The sequence below is a fragment of the Marmoricola endophyticus genome, assembly GCF_014644415.1.
GTDB lineage: Bacteria > Actinomycetota > Actinomycetes > Propionibacteriales > Nocardioidaceae > Marmoricola > Marmoricola endophyticus.
Genome location: NZ_BMKQ01000001.1, coordinates 2813683 through 2838058, shown reverse-complemented (window position 1 = coordinate 2838058; position 24376 = coordinate 2813683). Strand labels below are relative to the sequence as shown.

Sequence of the window (24376 nt, the reverse complement as noted above, 5' to 3'; positions counted from 1 at the left end):
GCACCGCACCACGGGGCTGAGCTCAGCCCCCGTGGTGCGGCGGCACCTGCTCACGCAGCCAGGTGTCGCCGCGCCCCCCGGCGTCCGGGCCGGTGGCGTCGACGTCGTCGCTGGTCTGCTCGGGCATCGTCGTACCGAAGACCTCGTCGAGGCGACGGCGCCGAGCGGCCGCCCGCTGCGCCTCGCGCCGACGCTCCGCGCCCGAGGAGTCGGCCACGTCCTCGCTCACGAGCGCGCCTGGTGCGATTCCCAGGCTCCGAGCCACTCCGGGCTCCACCGCTGGTGCCACGGCGCCCAGCCGGTCGTGGCCGTGAAGTGGTCGGAGGAGACCCGCAGCGACCGCGCGTGCGGCTCCAGCCGTCCTGCCCCCAGCCGGCGGGTGAGCAGCCCCGGCCGGCCGAGCACGCCGGTCTCGACCTCGCTGCGTCGCAGCGGCTCCGCCCCGACGTTGTAGGTCCCGGTCGGCGCTCGCAGTGCCGCCACCACCGCCTCGGCGGCGTCGTCGGGGTGGACCAGGTGCATCCAGGACTCCGGCGAGCCGATCCCCAGACCGACCGGGTGGGTCTCCCCACCCCCGACGACGTGGCCGAGCCTGAGCACGACCGCCGCGCGGGTCGGCCCGGCCAGGTCGAGCACCTGCGACTCGGCGACCGCGAGCGGCTCGGTGGCCGACGTGACGTCGACCGGGTGGCCCTCGCGCACCCAGCCCTCGCCTCCGTCGGCGTACAGCACCGAGGAGCTCTGCAGCACGACTCGCCGCACGTCCGCGAGGTAGGCCGCGGCGACGAGGTTCTCCACCCCGCGCGTGAGCAGCTGGTCCTGGCGGCGCCATGAGCCCGGCACCGCGATCTGCCAGTGGTCCGGCTCGTGCGAGGCGAGGTCCACGACCGCGTCGCAACCATGGACCAGGTCCAGCAGCGAGTCGGGGTCGAGCACGTCGCAGACCACCGTCCGCGCCGCTCGCCCGTCGCTCCCGGTCGGCACCCGGGCGGCCTCGTGCGGGCGTCGTACACCGGCCACGACGTCGTACGAGGCGTCGAGGAGGGCGGGGACGGCCCGCCGGCCGATCCGACCGGAGGCGCCGATGAGGGCGACCTGCATCGACTCAGTCTCGGATAACGAAACGATCACGGCAAGCCAGGCGCGCCTTGCCCGCCGCCGCAGCGCGGTGCGACGGGGCGGTCGGGCACCGGCTCAGGCGCACAGGCCGTTGTCCTCGGCACGCTGCTGCTTCTGCTGGGTCTGCTCCTCGACCTTCTCCAGGCGGTCGCGTCCGGCCGCGGCGGCCACGTCGACCGCCGAGCGCGCCTTGCCAACGGCAGGCCCCTTGCGGCCGGTCGACGGCGTGGAGTCCGACGCCTTGACCGCCTCCTCGGAGGTGGAACGGCTCAACGGCTGGTCGTTGCGGATCCGCTTGAACACCTCGTCGGCGTCGGGCGAGAGCTCGACGCGGTTGGGGTCGGGCGCGTACTCCTGGAAGGGCACCGTCAGGAACTGCACGTTGCCCAGGCCGATGTTCTTCAGCGACGAGCCGAGCGAGGCCAGGTCGGAGAGCTTGGCGAAGCCGGGGTCGGTGGTGAGCGCGTTGGTCGCAGCGTTGAGGAACCGGACCAGCTTCACCGGGTTGGCGAGGGTGCCGGCCGAGACGGCCTTGGAGATCATCGCCGCCACGAAGGTCTGCTGACGCCGCATCCGGCCGATGTCGCCGTTGGTCGACAGCGCGTGCCGCACGCGTACGTAGTCCAGCGCCTGCTCACCGGTGACGTTGTAGGTGCCCTTGCGCAGATGGATGTCGCCGATGTCGTCGTCGACCTTCTCCGGCACGCACACCTGGACGCCGCCGAGCGCGTCGACCATCGTGCGGAAGCCGTTGAAGTCGATCACCACGAAGTGGTCGATGTAGACGTCGGAGATCGACTCGACCGTCTTGATCGTGCACGCCGGCCCGCCGACCGCGTAGGCGGCGTTGAACTGGGTCAGCCCTCCCGGGTCGGAGCCCTTGCCGTCCTTGCGCTGGCACGACGGCCGCTCGACCATCGCGTCGCGCGGGATGGAGATGCCGTACGCGCGCTTCCGGTTCGCCGAGAGGTGCAGCAGGATCGTGGTGTCGGACAGGCCCGGCGTCGAGCCCTTGACCGCCTTGCCCTGCCCCTTGCGGGTGTCCGACCCCATCACCAGCACGTTGAGCGGACCACCGCTGCCGACCTTGTCCGGGCGCTTGCCCAGGGCGTCGGAGACGCTGAGCTGGTTGATGTTGCCCTCGAGGTGCTTGTAGAAGTACGCGAAGACCCCGCCGAGGATCAGGGCCAGCACCACCACGACGACCGAGACCCGCTTGAGCACGCGGCGCACGCGCGCCCCCGACGTCCGCGCCACCTTCTGCTCGCGGCGCGCGTCGGCACGCCGGAGGGCGCGGTGTCCCGGCTGCTTGGGCTCGGGAGGAGGGGTGTCGCTCACGGGTGGGGCGGACCTTGTCTGTGGTGTCCCGCGCGAGTGCGACGCAGGGATGGAACGGGCAACTCGTTCCATTGTGCGGTGCCGACCCGCACGACTCCAACTGTCCGCGCGATGATCGGTCCATGAGCGGCACCGGCGACGGCACCCTGGAGGCACTCGTACGACGCGACCTCGTGGCTCCCGACTGGGCGCAGGCGCTGGCGCCGGTCGAGGGGGCGATCGCCGCGATGGGGGTGTTCCTGCGCGAGGAGCTGGCCGCCGGCCGGTCCTACCTCCCCGCCGGCGACCTGGTGCTGCGCGCCTTCGCGCGGCCGATGGCGCAGGTGAAGGTGCTGATCGTCGGGCAGGACCCGTACCCCACTCCGGGGCACCCGGTCGGGCTGAGCTTCTCGGTGTCGCCGGAGACCCGGCCGGTGCCCAAGAGCCTGGCCAACATCTACACGGAGCTGGTCGAGGACCTCGGTGTGCCGCGACCCACGTCCGGCGACCTCTCGCCGTGGGCCGACGCCGGGGTCCTGCTGCTCAACCGGTCGCTCACGGTCAGCCCCGGCCGGCCGGCCTCCCACCGCGGCAAGGGCTGGGAGGCCGTCACCGAGCAGGCGATCCGTGCGCTGGCCGCCCGCGGCGGGCCGCTGGCCGCGATCCTCTGGGGCCGCGACGCGCAGTCGCTCGAGCCGATGCTCGGCGGGGTCCCGTGCGTGACCTCGACCCACCCGAGCCCGCTGTCGGCGCACCGCGGCTTCTTCGGCTCCCGCCCGTTCAGCCGGGTCGACGCGCTGCTGAGCGAGCAGGGCGGGGAGCCGGTGGACTGGGCGCTGCCCTGACGACCCCCGCCGCTGCCGGCGGGGCCGGGCGGCATGATCGGCCCGGTGAGCATCCTCTCCATCCAGTCCAGCGTCGCCTACGGGTACGTCGGCAACTCCGCCGCGGTCTTCCCCGTGCAGCGGCTGGGCGTGGAGGTCTGGCCGGTGCCGACCGTGGTCTTCTCCAACCACGCCGGGTACGACGCCTGGCGCGGCCCGCTGCTGCCTGCCGAGGACGTGCGCGCCGTGATCCGCGGTGTCGAGGAGCGCGGTGTGCTGCCCGAGGTCGACGTGGTGCTCTCCGGCTACCAGGGCGGTGAGGACATCGGCGCGGTGGTGCTCGAGGCGGTCGCCGCGGTCAAGGCCGCCAACCCCGAGGCGGTCTACGCCTGCGACCCGGTGATGGGCAACGCCGAGTCCGGGCCGTACGTCCGCCCCGCCATCCCCGCGCTGATGCGCGAGCAGATGGTGCCGGCCGCGGACCTGGTGACGCCCAACCAGTTCGAGCTGGGCATGCTGACCGGCAGCGACCCCCGGACGCTGCGCGAGACGCTGGCCGCGGTGGACGCCGTCCGCGCGGCCGGTCCGGCGACGGTGCTGGTCACCAGCGTCCTGCGGCCCGACGCGCCGGCCGGCACGCTGGAGATGCTGGCCGTCCACCGCGACGAGGCGTGGCTCGTACGCACCCCGCGGCTCCCCGAGAAGTCGCACGGCTCCGGCGACGTGACCGCGGCGCTGTTCACGACGCACCTGACCCGCAGCAGCGGCGACGTCCGAGACGCCCTGGAGCGCACCGCCTCCAGCGTCTTCGACCTCCTCCGGCTGACCCACGAGAGCGGTCGCTGGGAGCTGCAGCTGGTCGCCGCGCAGGAGTACTTCGCCAGCCCCGCCATGCAGTTCCGCGCCGAGCGCGTGGCATGAGCGAGGGCGCGCCCGCTCACACTCACTCCACGGTCCGGCCGGGGAAGTCGCACCCCGCCGGCGGCCACCGACGACCGCTCCCGCCGGTCCGGACGGGTCAGTTCTGGTAGAAGGCGTTGGTCCGGTAGGCCTCGTTGAGGGTGAGGTCACGGTTCTGCTGCGACGTCAGCCGCAGGTCCGCCGGCAGCGGCACCCGGCACTGGGCCTGGGCGCAGCTGCTGTACTGCTGCCACACCCGGCGCAGCTCGGCGACCACACCGGCGTACGCCGGGTCGGAGGCCACGCTGTCCATCTCCAGCGGGTCCTTGGCCAGGTCGTACAGCTCGGTCTCGCCGCTGGCGTACTCGACCCACTTGTAGCGCCCGGTGCGCACCCCGCGGATGTTCAGCCCGGTGTCGAACCCCGGGACGTCGGAGGGCGACTCGTAGCCCGGCAGCTGGGCCAGCCCCTCGGTGACCAGGGGCAGGTCCCAGCCCCGGTCCGGCCCGGCGATGGTCGCTCGCAGGTCCCGGCCGTCGGCGCCCGGCATGGCCGTGCCGGCGTACCCGGCGAACGTCGGAGCGAGGTCGATCGTGGTCGCCGGGTCGTACCGCACGCCGGTCGGCACCCCCGGTCCCGCGATCAGCAGCGGCACCCGCAGCGACGGCTCGTGCGGGAGGGTCTTGCCCTGCCGCTTGCGGTGCTCGCCGAGGAAGTAGCCGTTGTCGGAGGTGAACACGATCAGTGTCCGCGCCAGCTGGCCCGTCGTCCGCAGCCGCTGGAGGGTGGCACCGATCTGGCGGTCGAGGGCGTACAGCGCCTCCGCGCGCTGGCGGGCCAGCTCGGTGACGGCCCGCTTCTCCTGCGCGTCCGCCTCCGGGACCGAGCGCAGGTAGCGGGGCTTGTCGCTCATGTCGGCCTCGGCCGGGCCGTGCGGCGGCATGCCCGGCGGGTGGTCGATCCGGTCGTCGAAGAGCCCCTTGACCCAGTCCGGCCGCGCCGGGGTCGCGATGAACTCCTTCTTCCCGTCCGTCCGCCTCATCGGCTTCGGGTCGTCGGGCTCGACCGGCACGCCGAAGTGGGGAGCCGTGGGGGTCCACCACACGAACCACGGCTTGCTCCTGCCCGCCGGCGTGCGCGCCGCGCCGAACCGGTCGATCGTCGCGCGGGTCTGCTGGGCGGTGAGATCGGTGGAGTACTCCCCGGGGTGCGGGACGACGCGACCGTTGTCGTTCTGCGTCATCGCGAAGTAGTGGTACGTGCCGCCCCGGTTGGGCGAGCTCCGGGGCCACCGGTGGTCCAGGCCGGCCTGCCACGAGGCCCACCCCGGCGGGACGTACCGCACCGACGAGCGGCGGGTGAGGTGGGTGGGCTGCTGGCCGTAGCCGTTGAGGTACTTGCCGATCAGGCCCGTGCTGTAGCCCTGCTTCTGCAGCACGGTCGCGATCGTCGTGCGGTCGTCGAAGGCCCCGAAGCCGTACGGGTCGATCTGGCTGTAGACCTTGTGGTTGTGGGAGTACTTCCCGCTCAGGAACGACGCCCGCGACGGGCAGCACAGCGGGTTCGGGGCGTAGGAGTTCTGGAAGCGCAGGCCCCGGTCGGCGATCAGCTTCTCCACGTTGGGCATGGCGTCGAAGTCGTCGGCACGCATGTCGTCGGTCTCGATGACGAGGATGTTCGGCTTCGCCACGGCCGGGTACGACGCGGCCGGCAGGCTCGCGCTCGCCGTCAGCGGGGGGCGCCGCTTGGCCTCCTGCGAGGGTGTCGGCGACGAGCCGGTGCTGCAGGCGGCGACGGCCGCCACGCACGTGAGAGCCAGGGTCGCCGCGAGGGGCCGGCGGGCGTGGGGGGTGAGGCGCACTGCGCGAGGGTAGCCAGCGGATCCGCCGACTTCACGGGCGGCACGCTGCCCCTCACGCGGCTCGGCGACATCTCGAGCCGCGTGTCAGGATTGAACTGACGACCGTCCGCTTACAAGGCGGGTGCTCTACCACTGAGCTAACGCGGCGTGCTGACCCGGCGACCCTACCGAGACCGGCGGGGCACGCCCGTACGCCCCTGTCAGCGGCGCTGGGTGCGGATCAGCCGGGCGACCTCGACCGCGACGCCGACGGCCAGCTCCTCGGGCGTGCAGTCGAGCGGCTCGGGCACCAGGTGCCCGACCGTGCCGGTCGCCAGCAGGTCGCGGGCCCGGACGTGCTGGGCCTCGGCCAGCTCGGCCGCGTGGTCGGTGTCGCCGTGGACGATGACGCTCGCGCCCTCCGGCGGGAGCGGCGAGAGCCAGGCGTTCTCCACCGCCACCGTCTCCCGGGCGGGCACCAGCGCGAGCGCACCGCCGCCGCAGCCCTGGCCGAGGATCACCGAGACCGTCGGGACCGTCATCGTGGTCAGCGTGGCGATGCACCGGGCGATCTCGCCGGCGATCGCCCGCTCCTCCGCCGACACGCTCAGCTCGGCGCCCGGGGTGTCGACGACGGTCACCAGCGGCAGCCCGAGCTCCTCGGCCAGGCTCATCGCGCGCCGCGCCTCCCGCAGCGCGCCCGGGCCCATCGGCGAGGACTCGCTCTGCCGCTCGCGGTCCTGCCCGACGAGCACGCAGGGCTGGCCGTCGAGCCGGGTGAGGGCGACCAGCATGGCGGCGTCCCGCTCCCCCTCGTCGGTGCCGCGCAGCCGTACGGTGCCGGCGCCGGCGTACCGCAGGAGCTCGCGGACGCCGGGCCGGTCCGCCCGCCGGGTGACCTCGATCGACTCCCACGCCGTGCGCTGCTCGTCCGGCAGCTCCTCGACGCTGGTGACCGCCACGCGACCGGCCAGTCGCGGCTCGGTCGGCTCGTCGACGAGCACGCCGAGCGCGAGGTCGACCAGCCCGGGCAGCTCCTCGGCCGCCACGACCGCGTCGATCACGCCCTTCGCGGCGAGGTTCTCCGCCGACTGCACGCCCTCGGGGAACGCCTCGCCGTGGAGGGCCTCGTACACCTTCGGGCCCAAGAAGCCCACGAGTGCGCCGGGCTCGGCGACCGTGACGTGACCCAGCGACCCCCAGGAGGCGTACACGCCGCCGGTGGTGGGGTGGCGCAGGTGGACGAGGTACGCCAGCCCCGCCGCGCGGTGCTCCATCAGGGCACGGGAGATCTCCACCATCCGTACGAACGCGACGGTGCCCTCCTGCATCCGGGTGCCGCCGGACGAGGTCGAGGCGAGCACCGGCAGCCGCTCGGCGGTCGCCCGTCGGACGGCGCTCTCGATGCGGCGGGCCGCGTCGGTCCCGATCGAGCCGGCGAGGAAGCCGAACTCGTTGACCACCACCGCCACCGGACGGCCCCGGACCAGGCCGCGGCCGGTCAGGACGGACTCGTCGGTGCCCGCCTTCTCGGCCGCGGCGAGCAGCTGCGTGCGGTAGTGCTCCGGGTGGCCCGTGACGTCGATCGGCTCGTCCCAGGACTCGAAGGAGCCCGCGTCGAGGACCAGCTCCAGCAGCTCGCGGGCGCTCCAGCGCCTGCTCACACGTCCTCCCCCGCCAGCTCGGCGCGGATGGCGTCGCCGTGCTCGTCCAGCAGCGGCGGCGGACGGTGGTCGCGGCGCGTGGTCTCACCGTCCGGGCCGAAGAACCGCAGCGGCGGACCGGGCAGCGTGACGTTGCCGAGGGCGGCGTGGTCGACGTCGATCAGCAGGCCCTGGCTGCGGGTCTGGTCCCACTCGTACACCTCGTCGATCGCGCGCACGCGTCCCGCCGGCACGCCGACCTCGGCCAGCCTCGCCAGCAGCGGCTCGGGCGCCCAGTCGGCGAAGGCCCGCTCGACGACCTCGATCGCCAGCTCGCGGTTCGCCACCCGCTCGGAGTTGGTGGCCAGCCCCGGCGTCGCCGGGTCGATCCCGAACCCGCGGCACAGCCGCGCCCACAGGCCCTCCGAGCCCACCGAGATCTGCACCGCGCCGTCGCGGCAGCGGAACAGCCCGTACGGCGAGATCGACGGGTGGTGGTTGCCCTGCGCCCGGCCGACCTCGCCGGCCACGGTCCACCGGGTGCCCTGGTAGGCGTGCGTGCCGACCAGCGCAGCGAGCAGCGAGGTGCGCACCACCTGCCCGCGGCCGGTGCGCTCGCGCTCGTGGACGGCGGCGAGGACGCCGTACGCGCCGTACATCCCGGCGAGGAGGTCACCCACCGGTACGCCCACCTTCTGCGGGTGCTCGGGGTCGGTCCCGGTCAGCGACATCACCCCCGCCTCCCCCTGGGCGATCTGGTCGTAGCCGGCGCGGCCGCCTTCCGGCCCGTCGTGCCCGAAGCCGGTGATCGACAGCGCCACCAGCCGCGGGTTGCGCGCGCACAGCTCCTCCAGGCCGAGGCCGAGCCGCTCGAGGACACCGGTCCGGAAGTTCTCCACCACCACGTCCGCCCGGTCCACCAGGGCGAGCAGCACCTCGCGGTCGGCCGCGTCCTTGAGGTCGAGGACGATCGACTCCTTGTCGCGGTTCGCCGAGAGGAAGTACGTCGACTGCCGGCGACCGGCCTCGTCGGGCTCCCCCACGAAGGGCGGCCCCCAGTCGCGGGTGTCGTCGCCGAGCCCCGGCGCCTCGACCTTGACGACGCGTGCCCCGAGGTCGCCGAGCATCATCGTCGCGTGCGGCCCGGCGAGGGCGCGAGTCAGGTCGACGACGAGAAGGTCGGCCAGCGGTCCGTCGGGTCGGGTCGTCATGTCTCCAGCCTCGTGCATCGTCGGGTCTTCGCCGCTCGCGGGGCTCACCATCCCGGGAGCACGAGCGCGGCCCACACCAGGAGCGGTCCGACGACGACCACGACCACGCTGTAGGTGAGGATCTGGCGGTAGTACGTCTGCTCGCTGACTGAGTCGGGCCGGTTGGCCAGCATCAGGGCGCCGTTGGTGGAGAACGGGCTCACGTCGACGATCGTCGAGCTGACCGCCAGCGCCGCCACGAACAGGCCCGCGTTGAGGCCGCCCTCGGCGATCAGCGGGATCGCGATCGGCACGATCACCGGCAGCAGCGCGGTCGAGCTCGCGAAGGCCGAGACGACCCCGCCGACGTAGCAGAGGACCGGCGCGCCCACCGCGGCCACGCCGAGGCCGGCGGCCCAGCCGCCGACGTACTCCGGGACCTCGGCGGTGGTGAGGATGGTGGCGTACGTCGAGACTCCCGCCACGAGCAGCACCGTGGGCCACGCGATCTGCTTGACCGCGTCCTTGTGCTCCTGCGGCTTGAGCATGGCCAGGACGACCGCGGCGGTGATCGCGGCGAACCCGATGTTCTTGTCGAAGGCCAGCGAGACCACCGCCACGGCGACGAACGCCACCAGGGTCAGCACCTGGTCGCGGCGTACGCCGACCGCGGTCGTGGCGCCCTCGGTGAGGGTGCCGGTGCCGCGCGCCGGGACGGGCGGTCCGCCGCGGTGCAGGTCGGCGGCCACCAGGTCGCCCTCGTCGGCCTCGATCCGGCGGTGCATCAGGTCGCGGCCACCGAGGACGAAGAAGAGCACAGCGGCGATGGCGAGGTTCACCAGCAGGCTGGCCAGGAAGACGGTGACCTCGCTGGAAGGCAGACCGCTGTCCGTCATCACCGAGCTGGTGATCGTGCCGTAGATGCTGATCGGCGAGAAGCCTCCACCCTGGGCGCCGTGGACCACGAACATCCCCATCAGCAGCGGATTGATCCGGTAGCGGCCGGCGAAGCCGAGAGCGATCGGGCCGATGATCGCGCACGCCGCCGGACTGGCCGCGCCGATCGCGGTGAGCAGCGCCGTGACGGCGAACATCACCCACGGGATCAGCGCCACCCGTCCCCCGACCGCGCGGACGGCGGTCTGGACGATGAGATCGACCGTGCCGTTGTTGCGGGCGATGGCGAACAGGTAGGTGACCCCGATGAGGGTGAGGATCAGGTCGCCGGAGACCCCGCCGAGGATCGTCTTCTCGTCCAGGTCGAGGGCGTACATGCCCACCAGCCACGCCGCGACGTACGCCAGCGCTCCCATGTTGATCGGCAGCACCGTGCCGATCACGAACAGCGCGACCAGGGCGAGGATCGCCACCAGCTCGACTCCCATGCGGACCTACTTCCGTCGGGCGGACCCGAGATGTGACCGGGCTCACGTGGACCAGTGGCCTAGCCAATAGGCCAGCGAGCCCGGTGTCAATATCCTGGGCCCGTGAGCACCGCTGTCCCCGCCGGCGACCCGGGCGTCGGTCCGTTGCCACGCACCCGGCTCTACGCACAGGTGGCCGAGCAGATCACCGGCTGGATCCGCAGCGCCGGCCTGAGCGCCGGCGACCGTCTCCCGCCGGAGCGCGAGCTCGCCCAGCGGCTCGGCGTCAGCCGCGCCACGCTGAGTCAGGCGCTGGTCGCCCTGGAGGTCGTCGGCGTGGTCACGGTGCGCCACGGCGACGGCACCGTGGTGACCGAGCGGCCCGCGGCCGGCCGTACCGTCGAGGCAGTGCGCGCCCACGCCGACCGGCTGGGCGAGGTCATCGACACGCGCGACGCGCTGGAGTCCAAGCTGGCGGCCCTCGCGGCCCAGCGTCATACCGAGGGGGACCTCGCGCGCATCGACGCCGCGCTGGAGCAGATGGCGGCCGACGTCGAGGCCGGCGGGCGGGGCCTCGCCGGCGACGAGGCCTTCCACGGTGCGGTCACCGCCGCCGCGCACTCGGCGCTGCTGGCCCGGTTGATGGGCGAGATCTCCGGGCTGATCAAGGAGACCCGTGTGGAGTCGCTCTCGCAGCCCGGGCGTCCGCAGGACTCGCTGGCGGGGCACCGCGCCATCACCGCCGCCATCCGGGACCGCGACCCCGACGCGGCCACCGCGGCCATGCACGCCCACGTCGAGCTGGTCAGCGACGTGGCCCTGACCCGCGACGACCCCCGGTGAGCGGTTTGGAGGCCCTCGCCGTGCTGGGTGCCGGCTTCGGGGCCGGCGTCCTCACCGCGACCGTCGGCGTCGCCTCCCTGATCAGCTTCCCGGTGCTTCTCGCGGTCGGCCTGCCGCCGGTGACGGCCAACGCGAGCAACACCGTCGGCCTGGTGCCGGCGGGGCTGTCCGGTGCCTTCGGCTACCGCGCGGAGCTGCGCGCCAGCGCGCGGGTGACGGCCGTGGTGATGGTGACGAGCGGGCTCGGGGCGGTCGTCGGTGCCGTGCTGCTCCTCGCACTGCCGCCGAGCGTGTTCGAGGCCGTCGTGCCGTGGCTGATCCTCTTCACCTGCCTGCTGGTCGGTGCCCAGCCTCGCATCTCGGCGTGGCTGCGGCGGCGCAGCGGCTCGGTGGAGGAGCGGCTCGCGCTCGGACCCGTCACGCGGGTCTTCGCGCTGGTCACGGGGGTGTACGGCGGGTACTTCGGCGCCGGTTCCGGCGTGATGATGGTCGCCGTCCTCGGCCTGGGCACCGACCTGCCGCTGCACGTGGTCAACGCCGTCAAGACCACGGCCATCCTCGCCGGCAACGTCGTCGCCTCCCTCGTCTTCGTCGTGGTGGCCGATCTCGACTGGACCGCGGTCGGCCTGGTCTCCGCCGGCTCGCTCGTCGGGGGCTACGTCGGCGCCCGCGTCGGCCGTCGCCTGCCTCCCACCCTGTTCCGAGGCCTCGTGGTGCTCGCCGGGGTCGTCGCGGCCGTCGCCCTGCTGCGCTGAGTGGCAAGCGGCGCACCACGACCGACCCACCTGACTGCCCGGTCAGCGGACTAGCGTGGGCCCATGGCGCTGCGGATCGTCGCCAGCCGGGCCGACCCGGGGCTCTACACCCTGCCCTGGCACCTGCCGCTCGAGCAGTGGAGCGAGCACGTGGTCGCGCTGCCGCGCGGGCTCTCGCGCCACGTCGTACGCATCATCCGGCTCGGTGGTGAGGTCTACGCCCTCAAGGAGACCCAGGAGCCGATCGCCTGGCGCGAGCACGCGACGCTGCGCGACCTGCGGCGCATGGACCTCCCGACGGTGGTCCCGCACGGCGTGGTGACGGGACGGGTCGACGACGAGGGCGACCCGCTCCCCGCGGTCCTGATCACCCGCCACCTCGGGCACGCGATGCCGTACCGCACCCTGTTCTCGCACGGGGTGCGCGCCGACAGCCTGCCCCAGGTCGTCGACGCCCTCGTGGTGCTGCTCGTACGACTGCACCTCGCGGACTTCTACTGGGGTGACGTGTCGCTGTCGAACGTGCTGTTCCGGCGCAACGCGGGCGCGTTCGCGGCGTACCTCGTCGACGCCGAGACCGGCGAGCTGCGCGACGAGCTGCCCGACCGGATGCGCGAGTACGACCTCGAGGTCGGCACCGCGAACGTCTTCGCCGAGCTGATGGACCTCAAGGCCGGCGGTCTCGTCGACCACGACACCGACGAGCGGCACGTGATCGAGCTGATCCGTGAGCGGTACGACGACCTGTGGGCCGAGCTGACCGCCTCCGAGCAGTTCGACGTCACGGAGATGTGGCGCATCGAGCAGCGTGTCGAGCGGCTCAACGACCTCGGCTTCGACGTCGAGGAGCTCGACGTGGTCACCGACTGGGACGGCGCGACGGTCCGGGTGCAGCCGCGGGTCGTGGAGCTCGGCCACCACTGCCGCGAGCTGCGCGACCTTACCGGCCTCGACGTCGAGGACAACCAGGCGCGGCGGCTGCTGAACGACCTGGCCGCGTTCACGGCGTTCTTCGGCGCGGAGGGCGAGGACCGGATGGTGGTCGCGTCGACCTGGCTGCACGAGGTGTACGAGCCGGTGCTGGCGATGGTCCCGCCCGAGCTGCGGGGGAAGCTCGAGGGCCCGGAGATCTTCCACGAGATCCTCGAGCACCGGTGGTTCCTCAGCGAGCGGGCCGGGGCCGAGCAGGGGATCCTCGAGGTCGCGCGGGACTACGTGGACACCGTCCTGCCCCGGCGACCCGACGAGGCGCTCCCGGCGCCGGGCGGTGAGGCGGGCGGTCAGGACGAGGGGCTGCTGCTCGGCGAGGGCGACGTCGACGCGCCGGCCGCGGGCTCGTCCGCACCGGCGGAGTAGTCGAGGGCGGTGTAGTCGCCGACGACGAACACCCCGTCGGTGCGCAGCGCGACGGGCTGGACGCCGACCGGGCGCTCGTCGTCGTACGTCACCAGGGTCATGCCGGCCTCGCGCCGCAGCTTCGAGCCCACCGCGATGGCGTACGCCGCGCCGCCGGTCGTGCCGTTGGTGTAGCTGTAGCCGACCGAGCCGTTGCTGCCCACGACCCTCGTCGGACCGACCTGCACGTGCAGGTGCCCGGCGAGCACCAGGTCGACGCAGCCGCGGGCCAGCGCCTCCTCGCCGGAGTTGGCGTCGTGGACGACGAGGGTGCGTACCCGCTCCCCCTCCTCGTCGGCCCGGCAGACCTCGTCGGCGATCTGCTCACGCTGCTCGTCGAAGGAGATCCCGACCGCCTCCCGCGACGGCCCGAGGCCGCTGGAGCGCGGGTCGTCGATGCCGTACATCGGGGTGCCGGCCGGGCCGTCGACGACCTTCCCGTCGAGGTGCGTCCAGCCGAGGTCGGCGAGGTACGAGGTCACGAAGTCGCCGTGGTCGTGGTTGCCGGCGATCGACCAGCGGTGCTCGATCCCGTCGGGGGTGTCGAAGGCGCGGTCGAGGGAGTCGAGGCTGAACGCCTCCCACTGCGAGCCGGTCGAGGTGTCGTCGCCGGCGTCGATCACGTCGCTCGCGCCGCCCCGGTCGGCCACGGCACGGGCGACCGCGTCCATCCCGACGTTGTCGTGGCGGTCGCTGACCTCGAGGACGACGCTCTGGTCCTCGGCCGGCTCGTGCAGGCCGTCGAGGTCCTCCGCAGCCTCCCGGGCATCGGCGTAGAACCGCTTCGACCGGTCGTAGGTGTCCAGCGCGCTGGCGATCAGCTGCTTGGTGCCGGCGGTCGCGAGGTCCATGCGTACCTCGATGCCGCGGGTCTCGCTCGGCAGGTCGACGCCCGGCGCGAGCGCGGCGAGCGGTCGCCAGGTCTGGCCACCCCCGACGGTGGGGGCGTCGGCGCGCCACGGCTCGCGGACGAGCACCCCCGCGGCGACCACGACGACGAGGGTGCCCACGACGAGCACGGCGCCGCGGGGCGTGGGCAGGTGCCGTACGACCTCGGCGCGGCGACGGCGGCCCAGCAGCAGCCACAGCCCGAGCGGTACCAGCCCGGCCACCGCGCCCAGGCCGACCGACTGCCAGGCGACGTCGGTGATCGCGGACCGCGCCTTGGCGAGCTGCGGTTCGGGGTCGGAGGCGATGAAGCCGTAGCGCTGGACCAGCTCCTGCAGCGACGAGGCCTCGGTCTTGCCCAGCGTGATGTCGGCGCCGACCCGGCTCCCGGTCGAGTCGCGCAGGTCCGGCAGGAACGGGCCGAGGTGGATGGTGGCCCGGCCGTCGAGGGTGGGGCGTACGACGGCGTCGTGGCTGGCCAGGACGGTCGAGCGCGAGGTGTTGAGGAACAGCAGCAGCGCCACGCCTGCGGCCACCACCAGCCAGACCAGCGCTCCGCCGGCGACGTGGAGGAGTCGACGTACGACGACGGGGTGCGGTGCGCTCATGCCACCGCAGAGGTTACCTGCGAGGGTTCAGGAGGGCGGGCGCTGCTGGACGGAGGCGACGGCGTCCACGAGCGCACGCGTCCGCCTGCTCGAGACCCCGGACTTCACCTGGAGCAGCTCGGTGCCCTCACCACGGTCTCGCACCGTCACCGTGTTGAGCTTGCCCGTCGGCCCGTCCAGGGTGAGGGCCGCGACCGGCGCCTCGAACAGGGCGGTGCCGAACGGGTTGCGGAACAGGCCGGTGACCTTGGTGAACACCAGCATCCGCTGGTCGGTGACCACGCACCAGCCCGCAGGGAGGACCACGCCGGCGACGGCGGACCCACCCGTGACCAGCGCCGCACCGACACCGATCGCGAAGGCGGCCGCCGTCGAGGCAGCGACGGAGGACCGCGACACCTTCAGGCCGAAGGGCTCGCAGAGGAGGATCTCCTCCTCCGCACCGAGCCGGTCGCCGAGCCGGTCGCCGAGCTTGCGTCGTACCTTCGACTGGTCCACGGGATCCTCCGCGCTCGTGCGTTCCCGGCTCCGTGCCGAGTCGGCTGGAGATTATCCGGGGGCAGGCCCGAACGGAAGACGCTGCGGCAGGCCCCTCAGTCGTCGGACGGGCCGGGGAGGCTGAGCACCCCGCCGACCAGGGCTGCGACGCCGGCGCCGAAGTCGAGCATCCGCAGCGTGAGCGGGTAGTCGACCAGCACCGCGACCACGATCATCACGACACCGCAGAGCATGGCGGCGCCGGTGGCGACCTTGCTGCGACCGAAGAAGGTGAGCACGAGACCCGCGAGGGTGAGCACGATGCTGTAGCCGTTCTCCCGCCACGACGCGTGCTCCGCGGAGATCTCGATCGGGTAGATCTCGAAGAAGTTCAAGACGATGAACACCACGCCCGCGAGCAGGATCAGCAGCCCGCCGCCGCGCTTGGGCGACCAGCTGACCGCGGGGTGCACGTCGTTCGCCCCGGTCGAGACCGGGGGCTGCGGACGAAGCGACAGGGTCTGGTCGTGGGACGGCTCGTGGGCCTGGGGCTCCAGCTCGGACGACTCGGCCATCGCGGACTCCTGACGTGTGCGGGTGTGCGAGCGCAACGGTACCCAGCCCGCGCCGTGGTCCGCCTGTGGGTGCCGGTGAGTGCCGGGCACCTGCCCGTCGAGTCATCAGCTCTGCAGGTCCGAGTCGTCAGCTCTGCGGGGTCGAGTGGTGCCTCGTGCATGGGCAGCGCCCGGCCGTCGACGTCGTACGACCACCGGCGCGAGCCGCGCGTACGGTCGCCGGGCGGAACCCGCAGCTCGGCCCTGCAGTGCGCACCACTCGAGCCTGCAGTACGCACCACTCGAGCCTGCAGAACTGACGATTCGACGGGGCAGGTCAGGCGCGCTCGGCGGCGACGGCGTAGAGCGTGACCGAGGCGGCCACGGAGGCGTTGAGCGACTCCAGGGTGCTGCTCATCGGGATCGAGACCAGGTGGTCGCAGGTCTCGGAGACCAGGCGGGACAGGCCCTTGCCCTCGGAGCCGACGACGACCACCAGGGGGCCGGAGGCGAGGTCGAGCTGGCCCTCGCCGCGACCGACGAGGTCGGGCAGGGACACCTCGCCGTCGGCGGCGAGGCCGACCACCATGCAGCCGGCCTGCTGGTACGCCTTGAGCTGGCGGACCAGGTTCACCGCCTGCGCCACCGGCACCCGGGCGGCCGCGCCGGCGGAGGTCTTCCACGCGCTGGCCGTCATGCTCGCCGAGCGGCGCTCGGGGATCAGCACGCCGTGGGCGCCGAAACCGGCCGCGCTGCGGACCACCGCGCCGAGGTTGCGGGGGTCGGTGACCGAGTCCAGCGCCACGAGGAGCGGGGGGTGACCGCTGCCGGCGGCGGCGTCGAGGAGGTCGTCGGGGTGGGCGTACTCGTACGCCGGCACCCGGGCGGCCAGCCCCTGGTGCACCGCGCCGGCGGTCATCTTGTCCATCTCGTGGCGCGGCACCTCCATCAGGCTGATCCCACGCTCGGCGGCGATCTCGAAGGCCTCACGGAGCCGCCCGTCGCGCTCGGCTCCCTCGGCGACGTACAGCGTCGTCACCGGCGCCTCGGCGCGCAGCGCCTCGACGACGGAGTTCCGCCCGGCCACCCACTCCGAGTCGGTGCCGCGCTTCCCGCCGACCGGGCGGCGGCCGCTCTGCCGCGGCGCCGGTCCCTTCTTCTGGGCCGCCTTGTACGCCTTGTGGTTCGGCCGGTCGGCCGCCTTCGGCGTCGGCCCCTTGCCCGCGAGCCCGCGGCGCACGCGCCCGCCGGACCCGGCGGTCGGGTTGCCCTTGCCGCCCTTGCTCACCGCTCCGCGGCGCGAGGAGTTGCCTGCCATGTCTCAGTCCTTGTCCGGGCGGGCGAGCGACCATGCGGGGCCGCTCGGGGTGTCGGTGACCTCGACGCCCGCGGCCGCGATCCGGTCGCGGATCGCGTCGGCGGTGCCGAAGTCCTTGGCCGTGCGCGCCTCGCCGCGCTGCTCGAGCAGCCCGCGCACCAGCACGTCGACCGCCTCGGTGAGCCGGCCGGCGCGCGCGTCGTCGCCGCCGCGCGCGGCTCCCCACGCGGGGTCGTACGGGTCGACCCCGAGCACGTCGAGCATCGCCCGCACCGACGCCACGACACCGCGCAGCGCGGGCGAGTCGCCGCCCGCGAGGAGCTTGTTGCCCTCGCGCACCACGTCGAAGACGGCACCGACCGCGGCCGGCGTCCCCAGGTCGTCGTCCATCGCGTTGACGAACTCCGCGCAGGCGACGCCAGGGGCCGGCACCTCGCCGACCACGTCGACCGCCCGGGCGAGGAAGCCCTCGATGCGGCGGAACCCGGCCGCGGCCTCGTCCAGCGCCTCGAAGGAGAACTCCACGGTGGAGCGGTAGTGCGCGCCGACCATGTAGTAGCGCAGCTCGATGCCGCGCACCCGGCGCAGCACCTCCGGCACCAGCAGCGAGTTGCCCAGCGACTTGCTCATCTTCTCGCCGGCCGTGGTGATCCACGCGTTGTGCAGCCAGTACGACGCGAACGGCCGGCCCGCGGCCCGCGACTGGGCCTGCTCGTTCTCGTGGTGCGGGAAGCGCAGGTCGACGCCGCCGCCGTGGATGTCGAAGGCGGGACCGAGGTACTTGCCCGCCATCGCGGAGCACTCGATGTGCCAGCCCGGCCGGCCACGACCCCACGGCGAGGCCCAGGAGGCGGACTCGGGCTCGCCGGACCCGGGCTGGCGGCCCTTCCACAGCGCGAAGTCCCGCGGGTCACGCTTGCCTCGGGGGTCCGCGTCGGCCGCCGCCTCCATGTCCTCGGTGCGCTGGCCGGTGAGGCCGCCGTACTCCGGCCAGGACCGCACGTCGAAGTAGACGTCGCCGGAGCCGTCCGGCGCCGGGTAGGCGTGGCCCTTCTCGACGAGCTCGCCGATCAGCTCGACCATCTCGGGGACGTGGCCGGTGGCCAGCGGGACGTACGTCGGCGGCAGCACGTTGAGGTCGTCGTACACGCCGTCGAGGACGCGGGTCATCGCGTACGCCAGCTCGTACCAGTGCATCCCGGCCGCCGCGGCCTTGGCGAGGATCTTGTCGTCGATGTCGGTGACGTTGCGGACGAAGTCGACCGCGTAGCCGCTGGCCAGGAGCCAGCGGCGCAGCACGTCGAAGGCGACCGCGGAGCGCACATGCCCGACGTGCGGCTCCCCCTGGACGGTGAGCCCACAGACGTACACGCCCACCCGTCCCTCGGTGAGCGGCTCGAAGTCGCGCACCTCCCGGGTGGCGGAGTCGTGCAGGCGCAAGGACATGCGGTCAACCCTAACGACTTCCGGACCGTGTCCCGACCTGTGACGTGAGTGACAGATGAGGCATTTGAGACTTACTCTTCGCGCATGCGTCCGCTTCCCGCCGCCGTCGCCTCCCTCCTCCTGGGCGCCGCGGCGCTCACCGTCCCCGCGGGCGCGGCCTCCGCGGCAGCGCCCGCCCCGGGAAGCCCCCGCTACGCCTCGGTCGTCGGCGCCGGGTTCGCCGGTGGCACGCACAACGGCACCGCCTACCGCTCCGGGCGGCTGGTGCTCGACCACGCCACCAGCACCACCGCCTCCGGGCGAGGGACGCTGGAGAACGCGAGCTGGTACTCCGGCTGGGTCACCCCCGGCACCTCGTTCACCGAGCTGATCGCCTCCTGGAAGGCGACCACCGCGCCGGGCAGCTTCGTCCGCATCGGCCTGCAGGCGAAGACGACGGCCGGCACGTACACCTCCGTCGACGACACCGCGACCTGGGCCGAGCAGGACGACGTCGTCCGGCGGGCCTCCGCCAGCGCGCAGCCCGACGACACCGCCTCCGTCGCCACCGACACCTTCAAGGCGCACGCCGGCACCCGGTTCGTCGCCTGGCGGATGCGGGTCGTGCTCACCCGCCCGGCCGGCAAGCCCGGACCCAGCGTGGTCAAGGTCGGCGGCGTCGCCTCGACCCCGACGCCCTGGAGCGGGCACACCTCGGCCCCGCTGTACGGCGCACGCACGCTGGCGGTGCCGACGTACAGCCAGATGACGCACCGCGGGGAGTACCCGCAGTACGGCAACGGCGGCGAGGCCTGGTGCTCCCCCACCAGCGTCGCGATGCTGCTCGGCTACTACAAGCGGCTGCCGCCGGCCTCGTCGTACGCCTGGGTGGCGGCCGGCGACGCCGACCGGTACGTCGACGGCGTCGCCCGGATGACATACGACTACGCCTACCAGGGCACCGGCAACTGGCCCTTCAACACCGCGGTCGCCGCGACGTACGCCGGCGACGCCTTCGTCACCCGGCTGACCAGCCTGCGCGACGTCGAGCAGCTGGTGCACGCCGGCATCCCGGTGGCGATCTCGGTGTCGTTCGGCAAGGGCGAGCTGTCCGGCGCACCGATCTCGGCCAGCAACGGCCACCTCGTCGTCGTCTCCGGCTTCACCGCCGCCGGCAACCCGGTCGTCAACGACCCGGCGGGGCCGAGCAACGGCTCGGTGCGCCGGACGTACGACCGCGGCCAGCTGGAGCGGGCCTGGATGGGGCACTCGTACGGGACGGCGTACATCGTCCGCGACGCCGCCCACCCGCTGCCGCCCGCCGGGAGCGCCCCGCGCTGGTGACCCCCACGAGCGCCGGGTCTCAGCCCTGGACGGTGAACGTGCGGCTGTGCCAGCCCGTGGCCCCGTCGGGGAGCACGTCGGCGCGCGCGGCGGTCTGCGTGTATCCCGAGCGGTCCGTCGCGCGGACCACCGCCGTGTGCTCGCCGGCGTCGAGCTCGGTGTCCAGCACCCACTGCACCCAGGTGTCGACGCCCGGCACGGTGCCCAGCCGGGCGTCCTGCCAGGACCCGCCGTCGAGCTGGACCTCGACCTTGTCGATGCCGGTGTGCTGCGCCCAGGCGACACCGGCGACGGCCACCCGGCCGGCGTCGACCGCCTCGCCGTCGACCGGTACGTCGATGCGCGACTCGGTCTTCACCGGGCCCTTCTCGCCCCAGCCCCGCTCGGTCCAGTAGGCCGCGAAGTCGTCGAACCGGGTGACCTCGAGGTCGACGAGCCACTTGGTGGCCGAGACGTAGCCGTACAGCCCCGGCACGACCATCCGGACCGGGAAGCCGTGCTCGATGGGCAGCGGCTCGCCGTTCATCCCCAGCGCAAGCATCGCCTGGCGGTCCGGGTCGGTGAGGGCCGCCAGCGGGGTACCGCAGGTCCAGCCGTCCTCGGAGGTCTGCTTGACCGCGTCGGCGCCGTCCTTCACGCCCGCCTCCGCGAGCAGGCTGCGGATCGGCACCCCGGACCAGTACGCGTTGCCGATCAGCGGCCCGCCGACCTCGTTGGACACGCAGCACAGCGTGATCCAGTCCTCGGTGCGCTCGCGCCGCGCGAGCTCGGCGAAGGAGATGGTCAGCTCGCGCTCGACCATCCCGTGGATGCGCAGGCTCCAGTCGTCGGGCGCGACCTGCGGGACCGCGAGCGCGGTGTGGATGAGGTAGAAGTCGCTGTCAGCGGTACGCCAGGACGCTTGGCCGGCGACCCCGAGGTCGGCGCCCGACGGAGTCGTACCCCGGCCGAGGCGCAGCCGGAGGGCCTCCCGAGCCGCCTCGACCCGGTCGCGGCCCGAGGCCAGCGCCCGCGAGGCGCCGCCGAGGACGAGGGCGCCCACCACGACGATCGCGGACCGCTCGAGGAAGACCCGTCGCGAGTGGCCGACGGCGGCCGGTGACGCCGACGGCGCGGCACGGACCTCGACGTAGCGCTGAGCCACGCCGACCAGCATCGGCAGCACCAGGGCCCAGACGACGAAGCCGATGACGACCGGGATCGCCGCTGCCGGGCTCCCGCCGGAGCCGGTGCCGCCGCCGGTCTCGGTGCCCGGCGCGGACGAGGTGGCGATGAAGCCGATGACACCGAGCGCCCCGAGCAGGGCGTACGCCAGGGGTGCCGACCGGGCCTGCAGCACGCCGGCCGCCCCCGCGACGAGCAGCACCACCAGCGTCGTACCGGCGATCAGCAGCGGCTTGTCGGCGTGACCGACGAGCCCGATCAGGGCCTCGGCGACCGGGCCGGGGGTGAGGTCGCGCACCACGGAGGCGACCGCGGTGACCGGGTTGCCGGGCAGGTGCAGCAGCGCGGCGGCGAGCAGGCTCGCCGCCAGGCCGGCGAGACCGGTGACGACACCGGCGGCGGCCAGGGGCAGGCGCTCGCGCCGGGACGTGCTCACCCCTCCAGTGTGCCGAGCGGGCACACGCGCCCCAAGAGAGGACACAATCGCCCTCGTGAGCACACGCGTGGGGATCGGCACCGACGTCCACCGGCTGGTCGAGGGCCGCCCGATGCGGCTCGCCGGGCTGGACTGGCCGGAGGAGCCCCGCGGGCTCGAGGGCCACTCCGACGCCGACGTCGCCGCGCACGCGGCCTGCGACGCGCTGCTCTCGGCAGCCGGCCTGGGCGACCTGGGCAGCACCTTCGGCACCGACGCCCCCGAGTGGGCCGGCGCCGCCGGCACCATGATGCTCGCCGAGACCGCGTCGCGGGTCCGTGCGGCCGGCTTCGAGATCGGCAACGTCGCGGTCCAGGTGATCGGCACCGTGCCCCGGCTGGGCCCGCGCCGCGACGAGGCCGTACGCGCGCTCTCGGACGCGGCCGGCGCCCCGGTGAGCGTCACCGCCACCACCACCGACGGTCTCGGCCTCACCGGCCGCGGCGAGGGCGTCGCCGCGATCGCGACCGCCCTCGTCACCGCTCGCTGAGCCACCAGTCGACGCCGCGACGGCCACGCAAACCGATCTCACACGCACGACCCGAGACGCCGGCGGAGCGCCGGGGCCACAATGGCCGGTCATGGAGACCCTGCGCACCCATGACGACCTCGACGTCGCGGTCTACGCCAACGGCCCCGAGGACGCCGCGGTGACCGTGCTGCTCGCCCACTGCTGGACTTCCGACGCCGAGGACTGGCGCTACCAGCTGCGTGACCTCGCCCAGGTGCTCCCTGGTCGGGTACGCACGATCGCCTGGGACCACCGCGGGCACGGCGCCTCGCAGGCCGTCCCCCGACGCGACTGCACCGTCGGCAACCTCGCGCGGGACATGGCCGACATCATCGACACCTTCGCCCCGACCGGCCCGCTGGTGCTGGCCGGTCACTCGATCGGCGGGATGACGATCATGGCGCTGGCCGAGCAGCGCCCCGACCTGTTCTCCGAGCGGGTGCAGGGCGTCCTGCTCACCTCGACCTCGGCCGGCGACATGGGCAGCGTGGACCTCGGGCTGCCCGAGATCGGGGACAACGTCCGCAACCAGATCCCGCGACTGCTGGCGCTGCGGGCCAAGACGCTCTCCAAGCGGGTACGACGTCGCACGCCGATCATCGAGCGGCAGATCATGTCGCGGCTGGTCTTCGGCCAGCCCCAGCGGGTGCGCGACGTCGCCCTCGCCGTCGACGGGCTGGTCAACTCCCCCGGCGACAGCGTGGCCGGCTTCTACGAGGACATCGTGCTCCACCACGAGCGCACCGACGCCCTCAAGCACCTGAGCGGGATCCCGACCACCGTGCTGGTCGGCGCGGCGGACCGGCTCACCCCGGTACGCATGGCCCGCCACATCGTCGACCACGTCGACTCGGCCTCGCTCTACGTCGCCCCCGACGCCGGGCACATGCTGCCGCTGGAGCGCGACGCGATGGTCTCCGACGCCCTGCTCGGGCTGGTCCGTCCCCTGGCGGGCTGAGTCGGCGCGACGCCCGGCTCAGCCCCTGCGGCGTGCGCCGACCTCCACCATCGCGTTGCGCACCCGGACGTCGTACGTCGAGATCCGCACCTGCGGGTCCTCGAGGCAGACCCCCGTGTCGAGGTCGAAGGTCTGCAGGTGCGTCGGGCAGGAGACGTACGTGACGCCGCCCGACGTCCCGACCAGACCGCGCGACAGCGCACTGGCGCGGCTGAACGGGTCGCGGTTGGCCACCGCCAGCACACGGCCCTCGGCGGAGCGGAACACGGCGACGCCGCGCCCGTGCACCAGCACGGCCACGCCGTGCTCGGCGTCGAGGTCCTCGTAGCGGCACACCGCCACCCAGGTCGGATCGCTCATGACGCTCGCGAAACTAGGAGCGCTGTGTGTTCCACGCGTGCCGGTCGTGTTTCGGCCAGGAAACAGGTTCGGACCGAGGCCGACCTCAGGTGCCGGCGGCGGCGTACCGCCGGGCCAGCGCGGCGAAGGCCTCGCGCAGCGCGGGCGGACCGACCACCTCGACGTCGGCGTCGAAACGGCCCAGCGTGGCGGCCAGGCCCCGCCACGACCAGGCACCGAGGCGTACCCGGCACCGGTCGGGCCCCCACGCCTCCACCTCGCCCTCGAGGAGGTACGGCGCGACCTCCGCGGCCGGGCAGGACAGCAGCACCTCACCCGAGCACGGCCACCGGTCCACCCCCGAGCTGCCCTTGAAGTGGGCGTTCACGAAGGTCTCGACGTCGTCGCCGGGCAGCCGCCGCGGGACGAACCTCGGTCCGTTCGGGGTGCGCAGCGCCATCCGGTCGACCCGGAAGGTCCGCCAGGCGGCGCGGTCGAGGTCCCACGCGACGAGGTACCACCGTCCCGCCCGACTGACCACGTGGTGCGGCTCCGCGCGCCGCGGTGAGGCGTCCTCGGGTCCCGCCGGCGTCGCGTAGTCGAAGCGCACCACCTCGTGGGCGCGCACCGCGGCGGAGAGCGAGACCAGGACCTCGGGGTCGACACCGGCCCGACCCGGGCGACCGACCACGTCGACCTCGAGTGTCTCCACCCGGTGCCTGAGGCGAGCGGGCAGCACCTGGCCGAGCGTGGTCAGCGCACGCAGCGCCGCCTCCTCGACGCCGGCGCCCGCGCCGGCCGCGACCCTCAGGGCCACGGCGACGGCGACGGCCTGCTCGTCGTCCAGCAGCAGCGGCGGCAGCGAGGACCCGGCACCGAGCCGGTAGCCCCCGTCGGGGCCCTTGGTCGCTCGCACCGGGTAGCCCAGGTCGCGCAGCCGCTCCATGTCGCGCCGCACGGTGCGCTCGCTGGTGCCCAGCCGCTCGGCCAGCGCACGGCCGGGCCAGTCCCGTCTGGCCTGGAGGAGGGACAGCAGCGTCAGCAGGCGTCCGGTGGGTCCGGTCATAGGGTCGAGTGTCCTCCGAGTAGCGGACAGAATCTGGCCTTTTCATCAGCCACAGTGGT

The 24376-nt window shown here is 73.6% G+C and carries 23 protein-coding genes and 1 tRNA gene; 8 read left to right on the top strand and 16 right to left on the bottom strand.

From position 1 onward, the window contains the following. Positions 1–22 precede the first annotated feature (22 nt). From IEX42_RS13910 to IEX42_RS13900, 3 genes are all read right to left on the bottom strand, one after another. The gene (locus tag IEX42_RS13910; RefSeq protein ID WP_229660864.1) at positions 23–229 is read right to left on the bottom strand and encodes a hypothetical protein; all 207 of its coding nucleotides are present in this window, start codon (positions 227–229) and stop codon (positions 23–25) included. Beyond that, entirely contained in the window at positions 226–1101 is an 876-nt protein-coding gene (locus IEX42_RS13905; protein ID WP_188780312.1) for an NAD-dependent epimerase/dehydratase family protein, read from the bottom strand. Before IEX42_RS13905 ends, IEX42_RS13910 begins: the two co-directional genes overlap by 4 nt. A gap of 93 nt (positions 1102–1194) precedes the next feature. Then, the gene (locus tag IEX42_RS13900; protein ID WP_188780311.1) at positions 1195–2457 is read right to left on the bottom strand and encodes an LCP family protein; all 1263 of its coding nucleotides are present in this window, start codon (positions 2455–2457) and stop codon (positions 1195–1197) included. Positions 2458–2579: 122 nt separating this feature from the next. On the opposite strand from IEX42_RS13900, the gene IEX42_RS13895 reads away from it, so the two are divergent. Both IEX42_RS13895 and pdxY read left to right on the top strand, forming a co-directional pair. After that, positions 2580–3281: a uracil-DNA glycosylase gene (locus IEX42_RS13895; protein WP_188780310.1), complete on the top strand. Its 702-nt coding sequence runs from the start codon at positions 2580–2582 to the stop codon at positions 3279–3281. Positions 3282–3326: 45 nt separating this feature from the next. Further along, complete coding sequence (gene pdxY / locus IEX42_RS13890) at positions 3327–4181, top strand: pyridoxal kinase PdxY (RefSeq protein WP_188780309.1); 855 nt, start codon at positions 3327–3329, stop codon at positions 4179–4181. A 97-nt stretch (positions 4182–4278) separates the two neighbouring features. Here pdxY and IEX42_RS13885 read toward each other — a convergent pair whose 3' ends face one another. From IEX42_RS13885 to IEX42_RS13865, 5 genes are all read right to left on the bottom strand, one after another. Continuing rightward, positions 4279–6021: a sulfatase family protein gene (locus tag IEX42_RS13885; RefSeq protein ID WP_188780308.1), complete on the bottom strand. Its 1743-nt coding sequence runs from the start codon at positions 6019–6021 to the stop codon at positions 4279–4281. A 75-nt stretch (positions 6022–6096) separates the two neighbouring features. Next, positions 6097–6168, bottom strand: a tRNA-Thr gene (locus tag IEX42_RS13880). A 53-nt stretch (positions 6169–6221) separates the two neighbouring features. Further along, positions 6222–7664, bottom strand: coding sequence for a carboxyl transferase domain-containing protein (locus tag IEX42_RS13875; RefSeq protein ID WP_188780307.1), 1443 nt, complete (start codon positions 7662–7664; stop codon positions 6222–6224). Beyond that, positions 7661–8854: a CaiB/BaiF CoA transferase family protein gene (locus IEX42_RS13870; RefSeq protein ID WP_188780306.1), complete on the bottom strand. Its 1194-nt coding sequence runs from the start codon at positions 8852–8854 to the stop codon at positions 7661–7663. Before IEX42_RS13870 ends, IEX42_RS13875 begins: the two co-directional genes overlap by 4 nt. 44 nt (positions 8855–8898) lie before the next feature. Then, positions 8899–10218 (bottom strand): SLC13 family permease, encoded by a 1320-nt coding sequence (locus IEX42_RS13865; protein WP_188780305.1) that lies wholly within the window; start codon positions 10216–10218, stop codon positions 8899–8901. 102 nt (positions 10219–10320) lie between these two features. Here IEX42_RS13865 and IEX42_RS13860 point away from each other — a divergent pair, with 102 nt between their 5' ends. From IEX42_RS13860 to IEX42_RS13850, 3 genes are all read left to right on the top strand, one after another. Next, complete coding sequence (locus IEX42_RS13860; RefSeq protein WP_188780304.1) at positions 10321–11040, top strand: FadR/GntR family transcriptional regulator; 720 nt, start codon at positions 10321–10323, stop codon at positions 11038–11040. After that, positions 11037–11795 (top strand): sulfite exporter TauE/SafE family protein, encoded by a 759-nt coding sequence (locus tag IEX42_RS13855; RefSeq protein WP_188780303.1) that lies wholly within the window; start codon positions 11037–11039, stop codon positions 11793–11795. The genes IEX42_RS13860 and IEX42_RS13855 overlap by 4 nt, the downstream gene beginning before the upstream one ends. Positions 11796–11858: 63 nt before the next feature. Further along, positions 11859–13151, top strand: coding sequence for a DUF4032 domain-containing protein (locus IEX42_RS13850; protein WP_188780302.1), 1293 nt, complete (start codon positions 11859–11861; stop codon positions 13149–13151). On the opposite strand, the gene IEX42_RS13845 is transcribed toward IEX42_RS13850, so the two are convergent. The 5 genes from IEX42_RS13845 to cysS form a co-directional block, all read right to left on the bottom strand. Next, complete coding sequence (locus IEX42_RS13845; RefSeq protein ID WP_188780301.1) at positions 13076–14686, bottom strand: metallophosphoesterase family protein; 1611 nt, start codon at positions 14684–14686, stop codon at positions 13076–13078. The two genes, IEX42_RS13850 and IEX42_RS13845, sit on opposite strands and share 76 nt — an antisense overlap. 27 nt (positions 14687–14713) lie before the next feature. Further along, entirely contained in the window at positions 14714–15184 is a 471-nt protein-coding gene (locus IEX42_RS13840; RefSeq protein WP_188780300.1) for a hypothetical protein, read from the bottom strand. 95 nt (positions 15185–15279) lie between these two features. Beyond that, entirely contained in the window at positions 15280–15738 is a 459-nt protein-coding gene (locus tag IEX42_RS13835; protein WP_188780299.1) for a hypothetical protein, read from the bottom strand. 316 nt (positions 15739–16054) lie between these two features. Further along, the gene (rlmB, locus tag IEX42_RS13830) at positions 16055–17035 is read right to left on the bottom strand and encodes a 23S rRNA (guanosine(2251)-2'-O)-methyltransferase RlmB (RefSeq protein ID WP_188780298.1); all 981 of its coding nucleotides are present in this window, start codon (positions 17033–17035) and stop codon (positions 16055–16057) included. A gap of 3 nt (positions 17036–17038) precedes the next feature. Beyond that, entirely contained in the window at positions 17039–18481 is a 1443-nt protein-coding gene (gene cysS, locus IEX42_RS13825) for a cysteine--tRNA ligase (RefSeq protein WP_188780297.1), read from the bottom strand. Between the two features lie 84 nt (positions 18482–18565). On the opposite strand from cysS, the gene IEX42_RS13820 reads away from it, so the two are divergent. Then, positions 18566–19804: a C39 family peptidase gene (locus IEX42_RS13820; RefSeq protein WP_188780296.1), complete on the top strand. Its 1239-nt coding sequence runs from the start codon at positions 18566–18568 to the stop codon at positions 19802–19804. Positions 19805–19823: 19 nt separating this feature from the next. Here the strand turns inward: IEX42_RS13820 and IEX42_RS13815 are convergent, their stop codons facing one another. Beyond that, entirely contained in the window at positions 19824–21404 is a 1581-nt protein-coding gene (locus IEX42_RS13815; protein ID WP_229660863.1) for a molybdopterin-dependent oxidoreductase, read from the bottom strand. Positions 21405–21459: 55 nt separating this feature from the next. On the opposite strand from IEX42_RS13815, the gene ispF reads away from it, so the two are divergent. Both ispF and IEX42_RS13805 read left to right on the top strand, forming a co-directional pair. Next, on the top strand, positions 21460–21933 hold the full coding sequence (gene ispF / locus IEX42_RS13810; RefSeq protein WP_268236443.1) for a 2-C-methyl-D-erythritol 2,4-cyclodiphosphate synthase: 474 nt from the start codon (positions 21460–21462) through the stop codon (positions 21931–21933). 91 nt (positions 21934–22024) lie between these two features. After that, positions 22025–22912, top strand: a complete 888-nt coding sequence (locus IEX42_RS13805; RefSeq protein WP_188780295.1) for an alpha/beta fold hydrolase — start codon at positions 22025–22027, stop codon at positions 22910–22912. 18 nt (positions 22913–22930) lie between these two features. Here the strand turns inward: IEX42_RS13805 and nirD are convergent, their stop codons facing one another. Together nirD and IEX42_RS13795 are read right to left on the bottom strand one after the other, a co-directional pair. Then, the gene (nirD, locus tag IEX42_RS13800) at positions 22931–23272 is read right to left on the bottom strand and encodes a nitrite reductase small subunit NirD (protein WP_188780294.1); all 342 of its coding nucleotides are present in this window, start codon (positions 23270–23272) and stop codon (positions 22931–22933) included. An 85-nt stretch (positions 23273–23357) separates the two neighbouring features. After that, on the bottom strand, positions 23358–24317 hold the full coding sequence (locus IEX42_RS13795; protein WP_188780293.1) for a helix-turn-helix transcriptional regulator: 960 nt from the start codon (positions 24315–24317) through the stop codon (positions 23358–23360). Positions 24318–24376: the final 59 nt, after the last annotated feature.

What these genes read in the sequence shown, in the direction of transcription:
- IEX42_RS13905 (WP_188780312.1), bottom strand. Translation starts at nt 1,101, where the DNA reads ATGCAGGTCGCCCTCATCGGCGCCTCCGGTCGGATCGGCCGGCGGGCC.
- IEX42_RS13865 (WP_188780305.1), bottom strand. Translation starts at nt 10,218, where the DNA reads ATGGGAGTCGAGCTGGTGGCGATCCTCGCCCTGGTCGCGCTGTTCGTG.
- cysS (WP_188780297.1), bottom strand. Translation starts at nt 18,481, where the DNA reads ATGTCCTTGCGCCTGCACGACTCCGCCACCCGGGAGGTGCGCGACTTC.
- IEX42_RS13820 (WP_188780296.1), top strand. Translation starts at nt 18,566, where the DNA reads ATGCGTCCGCTTCCCGCCGCCGTCGCCTCCCTCCTCCTGGGCGCCGCG.
- rlmB (WP_188780298.1), bottom strand. Translation starts at nt 17,035, where the DNA reads ATGGCAGGCAACTCCTCGCGCCGCGGAGCGGTGAGCAAGGGCGGCAAG.
- IEX42_RS13870 (WP_188780306.1), bottom strand. Translation starts at nt 8,854, where the DNA reads ATGACGACCCGACCCGACGGACCGCTGGCCGACCTTCTCGTCGTCGAC.
- IEX42_RS13795 (WP_188780293.1), bottom strand. Translation starts at nt 24,317, where the DNA reads ATGACCGGACCCACCGGACGCCTGCTGACGCTGCTGTCCCTCCTCCAG.
- nirD (WP_188780294.1), bottom strand. Translation starts at nt 23,272, where the DNA reads ATGAGCGATCCGACCTGGGTGGCGGTGTGCCGCTACGAGGACCTCGAC.
- IEX42_RS13805 (WP_188780295.1), top strand. Translation starts at nt 22,025, where the DNA reads ATGGAGACCCTGCGCACCCATGACGACCTCGACGTCGCGGTCTACGCC.
- IEX42_RS13845 (WP_188780301.1), bottom strand. Translation starts at nt 14,686, where the DNA reads ATGAGCGCACCGCACCCCGTCGTCGTACGTCGACTCCTCCACGTCGCC.
- IEX42_RS13850 (WP_188780302.1), top strand. Translation starts at nt 11,859, where the DNA reads ATGGCGCTGCGGATCGTCGCCAGCCGGGCCGACCCGGGGCTCTACACC.
- IEX42_RS13895 (WP_188780310.1), top strand. Translation starts at nt 2,580, where the DNA reads ATGAGCGGCACCGGCGACGGCACCCTGGAGGCACTCGTACGACGCGAC.
- IEX42_RS13835 (WP_188780299.1), bottom strand. Translation starts at nt 15,738, where the DNA reads ATGGCCGAGTCGTCCGAGCTGGAGCCCCAGGCCCACGAGCCGTCCCAC.